Source organism: Exiguobacterium sp. SH5S4 (genome assembly GCF_004337045.1).
GTDB classification, from domain to species: domain Bacteria; phylum Bacillota; class Bacilli; order Exiguobacteriales; family Exiguobacteriaceae; genus Exiguobacterium; species Exiguobacterium aurantiacum_A.
In genome coordinates this window covers 193,161-206,974 of the sequence record NZ_SJUQ01000002.1, presented here as the reverse complement: position 1 = coordinate 206,974, position 13,814 = coordinate 193,161, and the positions used below count along the sequence as shown (strand labels likewise).

At 52.1% G+C, this 13,814-nt stretch carries 13 protein-coding genes; all 13 read left to right on the top strand.

The window, feature by feature from the left end:
- Positions 1–5: 5 nt before the first annotated feature.
- The 13 genes from rpmF to ftsA all read left to right on the top strand — a co-directional run bounded on the left by rpmF (position 6) and on the right by ftsA (position 13,768).
- Positions 6–179 carry a 50S ribosomal protein L32 gene (gene rpmF / locus EVJ32_RS02255; protein WP_081338944.1) on the top strand — a complete coding sequence of 58 codons (174 nt, stop codon included), beginning with the start codon at positions 6–8 and terminating at the stop codon, positions 177–179.
- Positions 180–288: 109 nt separating this feature from the next.
- Positions 289–1,128, top strand: a complete 840-nt coding sequence (locus EVJ32_RS02250) for a ketopantoate reductase family protein (protein ID WP_131456293.1) — start codon at positions 289–291, stop codon at positions 1,126–1,128.
- A complete protein-coding gene (locus tag EVJ32_RS02245; protein WP_131456290.1) occupies positions 1,122–1,481 on the top strand; it encodes a DUF3397 domain-containing protein in 360 nt (119 codons plus the stop codon). Before EVJ32_RS02250 ends, EVJ32_RS02245 begins: the two co-directional genes overlap by 7 nt.
- A gap of 24 nt (positions 1,482–1,505) precedes the next feature.
- Entirely contained in the window at positions 1,506–3,062 is a 1,557-nt protein-coding gene (bshC, locus tag EVJ32_RS02240; RefSeq protein ID WP_236633990.1) for a bacillithiol biosynthesis cysteine-adding enzyme BshC, read from the top strand.
- A gap of 168 nt (positions 3,063–3,230) precedes the next feature.
- Entirely contained in the window at positions 3,231–4,163 is a 933-nt protein-coding gene (gene rsmH / locus EVJ32_RS02235; protein ID WP_070327564.1) for a 16S rRNA (cytosine(1402)-N(4))-methyltransferase RsmH, read from the top strand.
- Positions 4,164–4,186: 23 nt separating this feature from the next.
- Positions 4,187–4,549 (top strand): cell division protein FtsL, encoded by a 363-nt coding sequence (gene ftsL / locus EVJ32_RS02230; RefSeq protein WP_083273972.1) that lies wholly within the window; start codon positions 4,187–4,189, stop codon positions 4,547–4,549.
- A gap of 38 nt (positions 4,550–4,587) precedes the next feature.
- Positions 4,588–6,696, top strand: coding sequence for a penicillin-binding transpeptidase domain-containing protein (locus EVJ32_RS02225; RefSeq protein ID WP_236633991.1), 2,109 nt, complete (start codon positions 4,588–4,590; stop codon positions 6,694–6,696).
- A 58-nt stretch (positions 6,697–6,754) separates the two neighbouring features.
- Entirely contained in the window at positions 6,755–8,059 is a 1,305-nt protein-coding gene (locus tag EVJ32_RS02220) for a UDP-N-acetylmuramoyl-tripeptide--D-alanyl-D-alanine ligase (RefSeq protein WP_201739051.1), read from the top strand.
- A 21-nt stretch (positions 8,060–8,080) separates the two neighbouring features.
- On the top strand, positions 8,081–9,040 hold the full coding sequence (mraY, locus tag EVJ32_RS02215; RefSeq protein ID WP_131456285.1) for a phospho-N-acetylmuramoyl-pentapeptide-transferase: 960 nt from the start codon (positions 8,081–8,083) through the stop codon (positions 9,038–9,040).
- 15 nt (positions 9,041–9,055) lie between these two features.
- Positions 9,056–10,393 carry a UDP-N-acetylmuramoyl-L-alanine--D-glutamate ligase gene (gene murD / locus EVJ32_RS02210; RefSeq protein WP_236639464.1) on the top strand — a complete coding sequence of 446 codons (1,338 nt, stop codon included), beginning with the start codon at positions 9,056–9,058 and terminating at the stop codon, positions 10,391–10,393.
- The gene (gene murG, locus EVJ32_RS02205; protein WP_131456281.1) at positions 10,390–11,466 is read left to right on the top strand and encodes an undecaprenyldiphospho-muramoylpentapeptide beta-N-acetylglucosaminyltransferase; all 1,077 of its coding nucleotides are present in this window, start codon (positions 10,390–10,392) and stop codon (positions 11,464–11,466) included. The genes murD and murG overlap by 4 nt, the downstream gene beginning before the upstream one ends.
- Before the next feature lie 13 nt (positions 11,467–11,479).
- Positions 11,480–12,250: a cell division protein FtsQ/DivIB gene (locus EVJ32_RS02200; protein ID WP_131456279.1), complete on the top strand. Its 771-nt coding sequence runs from the start codon at positions 11,480–11,482 to the stop codon at positions 12,248–12,250.
- A gap of 228 nt (positions 12,251–12,478) precedes the next feature.
- Positions 12,479–13,768: a cell division protein FtsA gene (gene ftsA / locus EVJ32_RS02195; RefSeq protein ID WP_070327557.1), complete on the top strand. Its 1,290-nt coding sequence runs from the start codon at positions 12,479–12,481 to the stop codon at positions 13,766–13,768.
- Positions 13,769–13,814 lie beyond the last annotated feature (46 nt).

Genomic DNA, 13,814 nt, shown 5'->3' with positions numbered 1-13,814 from the left:
CAACGATGGCAGTACCATTCCGTAGAACGTCGAAAACTCGCAAACGTCTTCGTCGTACTCACTTCAAACTTAACGTACCTGGTATGAACGAGTGCCCGAACTGTGGCGACATGAAACTTTCACACCGTGTTTGCAAATCTTGCGGACATTACAACGGTAAAGAAGTAACAAGCAAATAATGCGAAAAGAAGCGGTCTCCTTGGAGATCGCTTCTTTTTTTAATTGTGTGGTCCTGGAAACAGATTGTGGTAAAATTCTTTGTGCACACTGTTTGTGGAGGGATAGCGAATGAAGCCGATCAAACGAATTGGGATTATCGGGAACGGGGCTGTCGGGATGTTGATGGCGTCGTTACTCGCGAAAGACTATAGCGTCACCTTGTACGGTCGAGGCGAAGAAACGAGAGACGTCATAATCGAACGAGCCGGTATGACGCAGGGGACCGTCGCTGTCCCGCTCAAACCGGTACATACACTCAACGAGACGGAAGCGGACGTTTTTTTCGTGACGACGAAAGCGCACCAAGTGCGCGCGGCGACAGAACGACTTACCGGGGACGTCCCTGTGTTCATCTGCTCGAACGGGATTGCCCATCTCGAGTACGCTCGGGAACGAGGGTTCCACTTAGGCGTCATCGAGCACGGGGTGACGCGAGACGAAAATCGAATTAACCATAGCGGTCTCGGCCGAGTTCGGATCGGGAGCTTGCATGCTCTACAGCCGCTCACGTTCATCGCCTCGCCGCTCCAAGTCGTGTGGGAAGCGGATATCGAACAAGTCGTCGTTGAAAAGTTGTTTGCGAACGCGATCATCAATCCGATCACCGCACTTTGTCGCGTCCCGAACGGAGCCGTCGCCGAGCCGCCTTGCCGCGAAGTCGCGCAAGCGATCTATGAGGAGCTGACACCGCTGTTCGATCAGTTCGTGCCTTATACATATATTGAGACGATCATCGAGAAGACAGCTCAAAACCGCTCTTCGATGCTTCGAGATATCGAGGCCGGACGTATGACCGAGGTCGATGCCATCTTGACCCCGCTCTTGAAACGGGCCGAGGACAGAGGCCGAAAACTGACGGTCATCCCACTCATGCAAAAATTGATAATAGGAGCGAGCGCATCGTGTTAGTGTATATCGTTTCATTTCCGCTTGTCATATGGTTTATGGTGTATATGATACTTAGAAAAATCATGCCGAAATCGGTCAATACGTTTAAACTTGTCTGCGATGCCGGAGTGTTCCTCTGGTTTTATGCGTGTGCGGTCCTATTAGAGACACTCGTCGGGGACGACGTCTTTTGGTTGCTCTTAGCCGTCTGCTGCGCTATTTTTCCGGCAAATGCGATTTGGCAGCGAGTCCGACACGAAGAAGTCTTATATACAAAAATGTTCGTACACGGCTGGCGATTGTTATTTTTACTACTCGTCCCGTTACACGCCGTGTTGTTCACGCTCGGTGTCGCAAATGAAATGATTCATTGACCGTTTGAAAGGAAGTCGTTATACGTGAGGATAGAGTCGCTAGACGCCATGTACAGTCCATCTTCCCCGATGATCCAAATCGAAGCGGGATATACGAAGTGGCTGGACTATAAAGGAATGGACGAGCTCGAAGCTCGAGCGAGCGAGCTTGAAGGACGCTCATACCCGCATCTGGAATCGTTAGCAGAGATTCTTCGGGCGCAACAGACGGTTCACGGTCCGCTCTCGGACGTGCTTGACTCAAAACTCGACGCGCTCGCGAAAGGCGAGGCGTTCACGATTGTGACCGGACAGCAAGTCGGCGTCTTCGGGGGCCCGTTGTTTGCGGTGTATAAGCTGTTAACCGTGCTCAAACGAGCGAAACAGGCGGAGGCCGTGCTCGGTAAGCCGGTCATCCCGATTTTTTGGATGGCGACCGAGGATCATGACTTCGCCGAGATCAACCATGTGTACGCCCCCCAGCCGTTGTCACGGCAACTGCGGAAAGAAGCGTTATCGACCGTTCCGCTCGCAGGGAAAGCATCGGTCGGAGAACTCGAATTCGACCGTCTCAAAATCGAACTCGTCCAAATGTTGCAACGTCTGTTCGTGTCGGAGACAGAGACTGTCCATACGGCGACGCTTTATCGTGAGCTTGTCGCCTTACTCCAAGCGAGTCATTCGTTCGCACAATTTTTTGGGAAGATGATGCGACGTTTCGTCGGGAACGATTTTCTCCTGTTCGACCCGCATCAGCCTGACGTACGTCGGCTCGAACGTGAGGCGTTCAAACAGTTGATCGTGCAACACGACCGCATGCACGAAGTGCTCCGCGACTCATTCGAGGACGGCATGCCGTCCGTAGAACTGAACCGCGATGCGGCCCACGTGTTTTATCATGACGGGACGCGTGAATTGTTGACGAAAGAACGAGATGTCTTCACGACGAAACGCGGTCACCGCTTCACGGAGGCGGAACTGTTACACGAAATTGACGAGCATCCCGAACGGTTCTCGAATAACGTCGTCTCCCGGCCGCTCATGCAAGATTACTTGTTCCCGACGCTCGCATACGTCGCCGGTCCGGGTGAAATCGCCTATTGGCTCCAACTTCGTCCGTTGTTTCATGTATTCGGTTGGAAGATGCCGTTGTTGATCCCGAGACTTGGCGCTGTTGTCATGTCGACGAACGACGAGAAAAAACTCGCTCAAGAAGGGACCACGCTCGTCGATTACTTGACGAATCCGCTCCCGGACCATTCGTTCGATGACGAGTCGTTTGACCAAAGTCTGTATGCCTACCGCACGCTGTCTGAAGCAATCGGGCATGAGGCAGGAAAGCGCGGGCATCGCTTTGAGACGAACGCGCGGCATATCCTTGACCGTCTCGCTGACGAGATGCGGGCCGAGGCGAAGCGCGAGCAGTATCGTTTGAATCGACGCCGGATCCATCTGTCGACACGCTTGCTGCCGATGGACGCACCGCAAGAGCGGATCTGGTCGATGGTCCCACTGATGAATCGTCACGGAGACGATTTATTCGTTCGGTTACGCGCCGCCTATGAACAGGCGGAATGGGAGCGCTGTTTAGTCAAAATCTGATTGTGAAATCGTAAATGATCGAGGTTCTCCACTTGTTTGGAGAACCATTTTTTGTTTGTTACCTTTTTGTTTCCTATTTTCGCTAAAAACCAATGCGTAGCTTGACATTTTTATGATAAAGTAAATGTAATAAACTAGTTGAAAAATGTAGGTTGAGAGGGTTTTTGTATGTTTGAGCATGAAACGGTTTTAAAAATGGAGTCTGTTGATGGACTGAACATCAAACCGGACGGAATTTACGTCGATTGTACGTTAGGGGGAGCCGGTCATAGCGAAGAGATTGTGAAACGCCTGACGACGGGCCATCTTTACGCCTTCGACCAGGACGATGTCGCACTCACGCACGCCGCTGAGCGTTTGGCTCCATATGAGGACCGGGTTACGTTTATAAAGAGCAACTTCGTCCATCTGAAAGATGAGTTAGCGGCACGAGGTGTGACACAAGTCGATGGAGTATTATTTGACCTCGGTGTCTCTTCACCACAGTTAGATGAGGCAGAACGCGGCTTTAGCTATAATTTTGATGCTCCGCTCGATATGCGAATGGACCGGTCACGAGATTTTTCGGCGTATCACGTCGTCAACGAATGGCCGTTCGGGGACCTCGCCCGCATTTTCTTTACATACGGGGAAGAGAAGTTCTCGAAACAGATTGCGCGTAAAATCGAACAAGCCCGTGCCGTCAAGCCGATTGAGACGACGTTCGAACTCGTCGAATTGATTAAAGACGCAATTCCGGCGCCGGCGCGACGCAAAGGCGGCCATCCGGCGAAACGGACGTTCCAAGCGATCCGCATCGCTGTGAACGACGAATTGAACGTGTTCGATCGTGCCGTCCAAGACGCGATTGACATGCTCGCCATCGGTGGACGGATTTGTGTGATCACGTTCCATTCACTTGAAGACCGCATCTGTAAGCAGGTTTTCAAAGAGAAGAGCCAGTATCCACAGTTGCCAAAAGGATTGCCGATTATCCCAGAAGAGTTCGAACCGGAATTGAAGCTGATCACACGCAAGCCGATCACTGCCGGAGATAACGAACTTGAAGACAACCGCCGGGCCCGGTCGGCCAAACTTCGGATCGCTGAAAAACAAAAATAGATTGTACGTAGGAGGGATACCTGATGCCAGAAGCTGCCCGCAAGGCTCTGCAGCCTCAAATTTCACCGAATCGAAATCCGATTCCGCAAGAACGACCAATACCAGCTCCGAAACGACGTACGTTGACCTTGTTCGAATCCATCCTGTACCCGACGATGATTTTCTCGGTCGTCTTGTTCGGTGGCATCACGGTGTCGAAACATAACGAAGCGTACAATATTATGCGAGATACGGCTGTCATCAACCAAGAGATGAACACGATCTCGAAAGAGAATGAAGAACTGAAGTATGAGATTGCCCAACTAAGCTCACCTGAGAGAATTTATGCGATTGCTGACAAGCTCGGCATGCAGTTCAATGAAAAGAATGTTTTGGTGATCGACTGATGAATTCTCTACAACAGAGTAAAAAAAGAGTGGCGTGGGTGGCGATCGTTTGCTTCACACCACTCTTTTTATTTTTTGTTGGCTGGTTCCTCTACTTGTCCGTCTTTCAGACGTACAAAGGGGAGAACATGCTCGCTTTCGCTGAAGAAGAGCGCTGGAAGGCTGTCAGTACACTTAAGGCGGAGCGTGGAGAGATTTTTGATCGGTTCGGGCAACCGATTGCGATCAATATCCCGTCCTACCGGATTGTCGCGGTCTTGAAGTTAGGGGGAGAGCGGGTCGAAAACAAGACGCTCTTGCCTGACGAGTTCAAGGACGCGTCTAAAGAGCTTGCGACGGTCATCCCGATGACCGAAGCCGATATTTTGAAACGGCTCGAACAAAATGTCGATCGCGGTCAAATTGAGTTCGGGGTACCGGGCCGGGATTTGACGGTCGAACAAAAAGAAGCGATCGATGCGTTTGAGATTCCGGGCATCACGTTCGTGGAAGAACCGAAACGCTATTACCCGAATAAAGTCTTTGCTTCATCCGTCGTCGGCTACGCCCAAAAGATTGATCAAAATGGGCGCATCGAACTCGTCGGAGAACTTGGAATCGAAAAATCGCTCAATGACGTGCTGAGTGAATCGTACGGTTTATATCGTTTCGAGAAAGATTTAGCAGGCCGACAGCTCGTGTCGAGCGATGAACAACTAAAAATCGACCCGGAAGACGGGGCGGACGTCCAGTTGACGCTCGATCATCGCATCCAACAACTGCTTGATACGAAAATGGATGAACTGTATAAAGAATATAAACCGAAAAATGCGACGGCGATTATCATGGATCCAAAGACTGGTGAGATCATCGCCTTGTCCGATCGTCCGTCTTTTGATCCGAATACCCGTGAGATCACGTCTTACAGCAACTTCTCTGTCTCATCTCGCTTTGAGCCGGGTTCGACGATGAAAATCTTCACACTCGCCGCAGCGATCAATGAAGGTGTTTACAACCCGAACGAGCTGTATAAATCCGGGTCTTACAAGTATGGCAAGACGGTGTTCAATGATTATAACGTCACTGGATGGGGTACGATTCCTATGGTGGAAGGCGTCTGGCACTCTTCGAACGTCGCCTTCTCGATTTTAGCGAATGAACGACTCGGACTCGGCCGATACGAAGATTACTTCAAGGCGTTCAAGTTCGACCAACGAACAGGCGTCGATTTGCCGGGAGAAGTGAACAGTCAATACGACTTCGATAGCCCGATGAACGTGTTGATCACAGCATGGGGACAATCGACGGCGATGACACCGATGCAAATCCTACAAGCGACTTCCGCGATTGCGACCGATGGGACGATGAAACAACCGTACGTGATTAAAAAAGTCGTCAACCGTGAAACGGGCGAGACGATTCGGACGACCAATCCGAAAACTGTCGGTCAACCGGTCACGGAAGAAACGGCCAAGCTGACACGCGAAGCACTCGACGGTGTCGTCAATAGTGATCTCGGAACCGGTCAACTGTATGCGCTCGATAATTATCGCGTCATCGGAAAAACCGGGACGGCTCAAATTGCCGAAAATGGGAAGTACTTGAGCGGTCAGTACATCCACTCGTTCGTCGGAATGGCACCGAAAGATGATCCGGAACTCGTCATGTATATTGCGGTCGACCGACCGAACGGCGACTCGTCGACGACGGGTCCGCGCATCATGGCGCCGCTGTTCAAGGATGTCATGGACGTGGCGTTGCGCTATCGAAGCGTCGAACCGGAAAAACAAACAAAAACAATCGATGCGTCGACGAAGACGACGGAAACATACGTCGAGCTTGGTCGTGATGAGGCGGTCAAGCAGGCGAAAGCCGCTTCGTTCGAACCGATCTTACTCGGTAGCGGGGACGATGTCGTCGCTCAAAGCCCGGTCGAAGGGCAATCGTACGTCGTCGGGGAGCGCCTCCTGTTGAAGACGGAGGACTCGTTCACGATGCCGAACCTATCAGGCTGGTCGCTTCGTGATGCGAAACGATTGGCGACGCTCTATCAATTGAATTTAGAAATAGACGGAACGGGTTTTGTCACTTCCCAGTCAATCGGGAAAGGCAAGCCGGTCAAGAACGGGGCGACACTCAAAGTGAGGCTCCAATCACCGTCGAACTAACGCATAGGGATGAAGAGGGCCTCGGCTCTCTTTTCCTTTGTCACAGGAGGAAATAAGGATGGAACAGTTAACGATACAAACACTTGCTTCTTGGTTTGGGATGGAGACGGACGACACACGTGAGGTCCGTCATGTCGCGACCGACTCGAGGGACGGTAATGAGGACGGATTGTTCGTGCCGATCATCGGGGCTCGCGTCGATGGCCACGACTTCATCGATGCGGCCGTCCAAAAAGGCGCAATCGTGACGTTTTGGGAGCAGGGGCGTCCGCTGCCGGAAGGGGTTGTGGCGATTCCGGTCGAGTCACCGCTAAAGGCGCTGCAAGAAGCGGCGGCACGATACTTGGCTGAAATCGATCCGTTCGTGGTCGCGATCACCGGTTCAAACGGCAAGACGTCGACGAAAGACATGGTTGCCGTCGTTCTCGGGGAAAAGTTCAAAACGCACAAGACGGCTGGAAACTTCAACTCGGACGTCGGTCTGCCGCTGACCGTACTGCGAATGCCTCGTGATACGGAAGTCGCGGTGCTCGAGATGGGGATGAACGGATTTGGGCAAATCGAGTTGTTATCGAAGCTTACCAAGCCTGACGTCGCGTTCGTGACGAACATCGGCGAGTCGCACGGCGAACAAGTCGGCGGTCGCTCAGGGATCGCTAAAGCGAAACTTGAGATTAAAGCCGGGCTCAAACCGGACGGGGTGCTCATCGTCGATGCCGACGAGCCGCTTTTGGCCAACGAAGGTTACCGAGTCGGTTACGACGCGACGGCAGATGGGAAACTTGAAGTCGTCGAAGCGACGTTTGACGCCTCGATTTTCCGCTATAATCACGAGTTTTATGAGTTAAAAGTGCTCGGAGCCCACCAAATCCGGAATGCGGCATATGCGATTGCGTGCGGACTCAAATTAGGTCTTGATCACGAGACGATCCAACGCGGTCTGAATCGGGTTCAATTGACATCGATGCGGATGGAGAAGCAAATGTTCGGTGACGCGCATTTGATCAATGACGCCTACAATGCGAGCCCGACATCGATGATTGCCGCCATCGAGACGGTGAAAACGTTAGAAGGCTTTAGCCGTCGTGTCCTCGTCCTCGGGGATATGTACGAGCTCGGGACAGATGAACAGGCCCAGCACGAGAGTGTCGGCCGCGTCATCACGGCGCCTGTGACCGATTGCGTGCTGATCGGCGACAAAGCGAAATGGATCGCACAAGGGATCAGTGACCCGCGCGTGAATGTGACGATGGTCCCAACGGTAGAGGAAGCGAAAGCACTCCTCAGCAGTTATCAACGGCCACAGACTGTGATATTGTTAAAAGCATCGCGAGGACTTGCGCTTGAGCGTTTAGTCCAATAAATAGAGTAGTGAGGTACGAATATGTTAATCAGTTTAATCGTCTTAATCAGCTCATTATTGACCGTATTGGTCGTCATGCCGCGGGCCATCCCGGCGCTTCGTAACTTAAAGTTTGGTCAAGAGATCCGGGACGAGGGTCCGGATTGGCACCAAAAGAAATCAGGGACACCGACGATGGGCGGGATCGTCATCCTGCTCGCACTTCTTGTCGGTTTTCTCGTTTCGATCGTGTTTGGAGAAGCGGTCGCCGGATTCGGGACGCTCTTGTTCGTCACGCTCGCGTTCGGGATCATTGGATTCCTCGACGACTACATTAAAGTCGTCAACAAACGCAACCTTGGATTGACATCGCTCCAAAAGTTGATTGGCCAAATCATTGTCTCGGTGTTGTTCGTTTGGTTCTTATCGCTTGGCGGCGGGCTCGACACAACAATCAGCATTCCGTTCACATCGATCGCGTTTGACACGGGCTGGTTCTACATCGCCATCGTCATCTTCTGGCTCGTCGGCTTCTCGAACGCCGTCAACTTGACGGACGGTTTGGACGGTCTCGTTTCGTTCTCGGCCATCCCGACGTTTGCGTTCTTTGGGATTTATGCGTTAGGGCAAGACGAAGTCGGCATCGCCTGGTTTGCGTTTAGTACGGTCGGAGCACTCTTTGGGTTCCTCGTCTTTAACAAATACCCGGCGAAAATTTTCATGGGTGACACGGGTTCGCTCGCTTTAGGCGGAGCGGTCGCTGGTCTCGCCCTCATGTTGAAACTTGAATTATTGCTCGTCTTCGTCGGCATTATTTTTGTCATCGAGACGCTCAGTGTCATCTTGCAGGTCATCTCGTTTAAAACGACGGGGAAACGGATCTTTAAGATGAGTCCGATCCACCACCATTTCGAGATGGTCGGCTGGTCAGAATGGCGCATCGTATTGACGTTCAGTGGAATTAGCTTGATCACGGCAGTATTGTCGTTACTTCTCATGTAATGGATGGTGGAAGACATGAATCAACAGTGGAATGGTAAGCGAGTCCTCGTACTCGGGGCGGCTCGGAGCGGTATCGCAGCTGCCGCCTATTTAAAGGCGGTCGGCGCAGACGTAGTGATCAATACGGGCAGTGAGCCAACAGAAGCAGAGCAGGCAAAGATTGAAGCGCTAAACGTAAAAACTGTCTTCGGCTCGCATCCGCTTGAACTGTTAGACGAAGCTGAACTGATCGTCAAGAATCCGGGTATCCCTTATCAGATCCCGTTACTAGAAGAAGCGATTGCGCGTCACATCCCGATTTATACGGAAGTCGAGCTCGCTTATTTGGCAACAGAGGCAGATTTTGTCGCCATTACCGGGTCGAACGGTAAAACGACGACGACGACGCTCGTTCATGAGCTGTTAAAAGGTGGCGAACGTCCTGTCCACGTGGCGGGGAACATCGGGTTTCCGGCCATCGAAGTCGCGACGCAAGCCGCACCGGACGACCTGATCGTGATCGAACTATCGAGCTTTCAGCTAATGGGAGTGGAAGCGTTCCGTCCCCGCTCGGCAGCACTGCTCAACTTGTCAGAAGCCCATCTTGACTATCACGGTGACTTTGAATCATACGCTGACGCGAAAGCGAATCTGTTCCAAAACATGACGCCTTCAGACCGGGTCGTCGTCAAAGGTGAGGATCGAGAAGTCATGAAGCGAGTGCCGACTGGACTTTCAGCCCAAACGTTTGGCTATGAAGCCGGTGACGCGCATGTCGATTCAGGATGGATCACTTTGCATGGCGCACGGATCATGCCGGTGTCAGAACTTGCGCTTGGAGGCGCCCATAACGTCGAGAACGTATTGGCCGCGCTCTTGTTGATCGAGCCGTTTGACATCCCGACTGATCATATCGAGCACGTCTTGCGCACGTTCGGCGGCGTCGCCCATCGGACGGAGAGCCTCGGCCGTGTGCTTGGCCGTCGCGTCTACAACGATTCAAAAGCGACGAACAACGTCGCTGCCGAAGCGGCGCTCACTGGTTTCGAATCACCGATCGTTTGGTTATGCGGCGGGCTCGAACGTGGAGCCGACCTGACATCACTCGTTCCGGCGATGAAACGGGTGAAAGCTGTCATCGCTTACGGCGAGACGGCTGAACGGTTCAAAACGTTAAGTGAATCAGAAAACATTCCGGCGCAAGCCGTCGCCACGCTCGACGAGGCGGTGCCGCTCGCGTTTGAACAGTCCGTTGCAGGCGACGTGATCTTGCTGTCGCCGGCCTGTGCGAGCTGGGATCAATATAAGACGTTTGAAGAACGAGGCGAACATTTCGTCAAGCTCGTGAACGCATATGAGGAGGCAAACCGATGAGAGTCATCATTTCTGGTGGAGGGACGGGTGGTCACATCTATCCGGCGCTCGCCCTGCTCGATACGTTGAAAGAGCGGCATACCGATTTAGAGGTGCTCTATATCGGGACCGAGAACGGGCTTGAAGCCGATCTCGTACCGCGAGCGGGGATCCCGTTCAAATCGATTCGAATCAGTGGCTTGAAACGGTCGCTTTCGATTGAGAACGTCAAGACGGGTTATCGGTTCGTCCAATCGGTTCTCGCATTGCGAAAAGACATGAAAGCGTTCCGACCTGACGTCGTCATCGGAACGGGCGGTTTCGTGTCCGGGCCTGTCGTCTTCACCGCACAACTGCTCGGTATTCCGACGATTTTGCATGAACAAAACAGCATCCCGGGACTGACGAATAAGTTTTTGTCTAAAAAAGCGGATCGTGTCGCGCTGTCGTTCGCCGGTTCTGAACAACATTTCCCAGGGGCGAACGTGCAAGTCATCGGGAATCCACGGGGTAGTGAGGTCTTGAAGACAACGGCAGACGAGATGAAACTGCGCACCGAGTACGGGATTGACGAACGACCGATTGTTCTCATCTATGGCGGCAGCCGTGGGGCGGAAGCGATCAATCGAGCGGTCATCGAGGCGATCCCGGAACTCGCGACTGAACCTGTGAACGTCTTATATGTGACCGGAAAAGTGCATTTTGACGATGTCGTCGCCAAAGCGCCGAGCTCAGATAACGTCCAAATCTTGCCCTACGTCTACGATATGCCAGAACTCCTCGCCTGTGCGAGTCTCGTCGTCTCACGGGCCGGTGCTTCGACAATCTCGGAATTGACTGCGCTCGGTTTGCCGAGCATTTTAATCCCGAGCCCTTACGTGACAGCGGATCATCAGACGAAAAATGCGTCGGCGCTCGTCGAGAGCGGTGCCGCTGAGCTGATTAAAGAGCAAGCGTTGACAGGCGCCACGCTCGTCGCGTCGATCCGTCACGTCTTGAATCACCATGACGAGATGGCCGCAGCGTCGAAGCGATTAGGATTCCCGCACGCCGCGGAATCACTCGCCGATCTTGTTGAAGAAGTAAGCCGATAAAGGAGAGAAGTTAATGGAGACGCGTCAGAATACCGTTCGCAGTTTGGAAGATCGTATTCCGTATATGAAGGACCAACGGCGCAAAAAAGCGAATCGACGCTTGGCGACGATTCTACTCTTGTTTGCCGTGCTCATCGCACTCGTCGTCTATATGCAGACGTCGGTTTCTGACGTGAAGGCAGTGAATGTGTCCGGACTCGACTGGTTGACTGAAGCTTACGTCCTTGAGGGAACGGATCTCGACACGTCTTCAAAGATTGTTCGCATCTCTCCGAACGACATCGAGCAGACGATTCGCGCACTCCCGGGAGTGCGGGACGTCAAAGTCGATCGGTCTTGGTATAACATCGTCACCGTGGACATCGAGGAAGAGAAGATGATCGCCTACTCGCGAAACGACTCAGAAGAAGTCGTCGTGCTCGCAGACGGATCACTTCACCCGACCGGACAAATCGATGATCCGGAGAAGTTGCAGGATGGTCCGCTCTTACGTGAGTTCACGGACGTCGCCGAGCTCGAGAAAGTGGCAAGTGAACTCGAGCAAGTCGATGACGCGATGCGGGCCCGGATGTCTGAAATCGTCTTTTCGAAAAAAAAGGATGAACCAGTCCGGTATGAGATTTATATGAACGATGGAAACACGTTGCTCACACCGACGTTCAAACTGAGCCAAACCGTCTCAAAATACGGGGATATCTTTGAAAACATCCCAAAAGGTCAACGCGGAACCGTCGTCATGGACGGAGGCTTTTATTTCGTCCCTTACGAAAAAACGAAAGAATAATCTGATTTTTTACAGTCCTTAGACACGTAAGGACTGTTTTTTTATGGTTTGTAATCGAATTGACACCCCAAAACCGCTTAATTTGTAGGATTCTACCTTTTCTCACTATGTTATTTGTTGTAAACTTAGACGTGAGATATCTTGCCGGACCTATCAATATTTTTGGATATCTGTAACAATGTAACGGAAATTCAGAAACAGAAATTTAAGCGCGGAGGTGTTTCCCTTTTGGAAGCGAACGGTTATGTTGCCGCATTGGATATAGGAACGTCAGAAATTAAGCTCGTCGTGGGCGAATTGCTCGGAGGAACGCTTAACATTTTGGCGGAGGGGTGCGCCCCGTCTGCAGGAGTAAAACGTGGCGCCGTCGTCGACATCGATAAAACGGTTCAAGCCATTAAGCAAGCCGTCGAACATGCCGAAGCGGCGCTCGGTGATCAAGTTCGTTCGGTATATGTTGCCATCGAAGGGGAACATATCCAAATTGCCCCGTGTCATGGGATCGCATCGGTGAAACGAGAAGACCAAGAGATCACGGACGTCGACGTCATCGAAGTCATCAATTCGGCGCAAGTGATGCGTTTGCCGGATGAGATGAGCGTCATCGATGTCATCCCGACGTCGTTCACAGTCGACCAACAGACAGGGGTCGTCGATCCCCGTGGTATGCTCGGCTACCGGTTAGAGATGCACGGAAAAATGGTAACGGGTTCAAAAACGGTCCTACATAGCATCCGTCGTTCGATTGAACGGGCAGGCCTTACGCTAGAAGGATTTGTACTCGGTAACTTGGCGCTCGGAATGAGTGCTGCTTCCGTCGATGAAATCGACCTTGGGATCGGCCTCGTCGACATCGGACACGAAAAGACGACCGTCTCTGTATTTTATCGCGGTGATCTCGTCTACTCGTATATCCTCCCAGTCGGCGGGGACCACATGACGCGAGACTTGGTATATAAACTCAACTGTAAGTACCAAGACGCAAAAGTGGCGAAAGAAGAATACGGACTCGCGCTCGAAGAAATGGCGGACGCTTCTGAAGGATTCTCATTCACGAATATTAATGGGGAAGTGGCATTCGAGCCACAAACAGAAATTAGTTACGTTTTAGAGGCGCGAATAGAGGAAATGTTCACACTCGTGTTGAATAGAGTGCAAAAGGTAGGTGTTCCACCGCTCAGCGGAGGTTATCTCCTCTGTGGCGGAGCGGCTGCCTTGCCTGGCATCCAGGAATTGGCGACGCGCGTCATGGGTCAAAAGACAAGACTCTACCAACCTTCGTCGATTGGTGTCAGACATCCGAAATACGCGACGGCTGTCGGCGTTCTCAAGTATGTGCTCATGAGCGACCATCATGTCTCGAAGTCGCAACTTGAGAAGCCAGATGAGCGCGTGACTGTTCCGACACCAACTGGCGGGACAGAACGCGACATCGATCGTGATGACGAGCCTGAAACAACAGAGCGCGAATCTAAAAATGGATTCGGGCGTTTAATGGAAAAATTATTTGGCGTGTAAGCTGATGATGTGTTAACAATTGGAAATTACGTAGGGGGATACCTGA

What these genes read in the sequence shown, in the direction of transcription:
- rpmF (WP_081338944.1), top strand. Translation starts at nt 6, where the DNA reads ATGGCAGTACCATTCCGTAGAACGTCGAAAACTCGCAAACGTCTTCGT.
- mraY (WP_131456285.1), top strand. Translation starts at nt 8,081, where the DNA reads ATGTTAATCAGTTTAATCGTCTTAATCAGCTCATTATTGACCGTATTG.
- murG (WP_131456281.1), top strand. Translation starts at nt 10,390, where the DNA reads ATGAGAGTCATCATTTCTGGTGGAGGGACGGGTGGTCACATCTATCCG.
- EVJ32_RS02220 (WP_201739051.1), top strand. Translation starts at nt 6,755, where the DNA reads ATGGAACAGTTAACGATACAAACACTTGCTTCTTGGTTTGGGATGGAG.
- rsmH (WP_070327564.1), top strand. Translation starts at nt 3,231, where the DNA reads ATGTTTGAGCATGAAACGGTTTTAAAAATGGAGTCTGTTGATGGACTG.
- murD (WP_236639464.1), top strand. Translation starts at nt 9,056, where the DNA reads ATGAATCAACAGTGGAATGGTAAGCGAGTCCTCGTACTCGGGGCGGCT.
- ftsL (WP_083273972.1), top strand. Translation starts at nt 4,187, where the DNA reads ATGCCAGAAGCTGCCCGCAAGGCTCTGCAGCCTCAAATTTCACCGAAT.
- EVJ32_RS02200 (WP_131456279.1), top strand. Translation starts at nt 11,480, where the DNA reads ATGGAGACGCGTCAGAATACCGTTCGCAGTTTGGAAGATCGTATTCCG.
- EVJ32_RS02250 (WP_131456293.1), top strand. Translation starts at nt 289, where the DNA reads ATGAAGCCGATCAAACGAATTGGGATTATCGGGAACGGGGCTGTCGGG.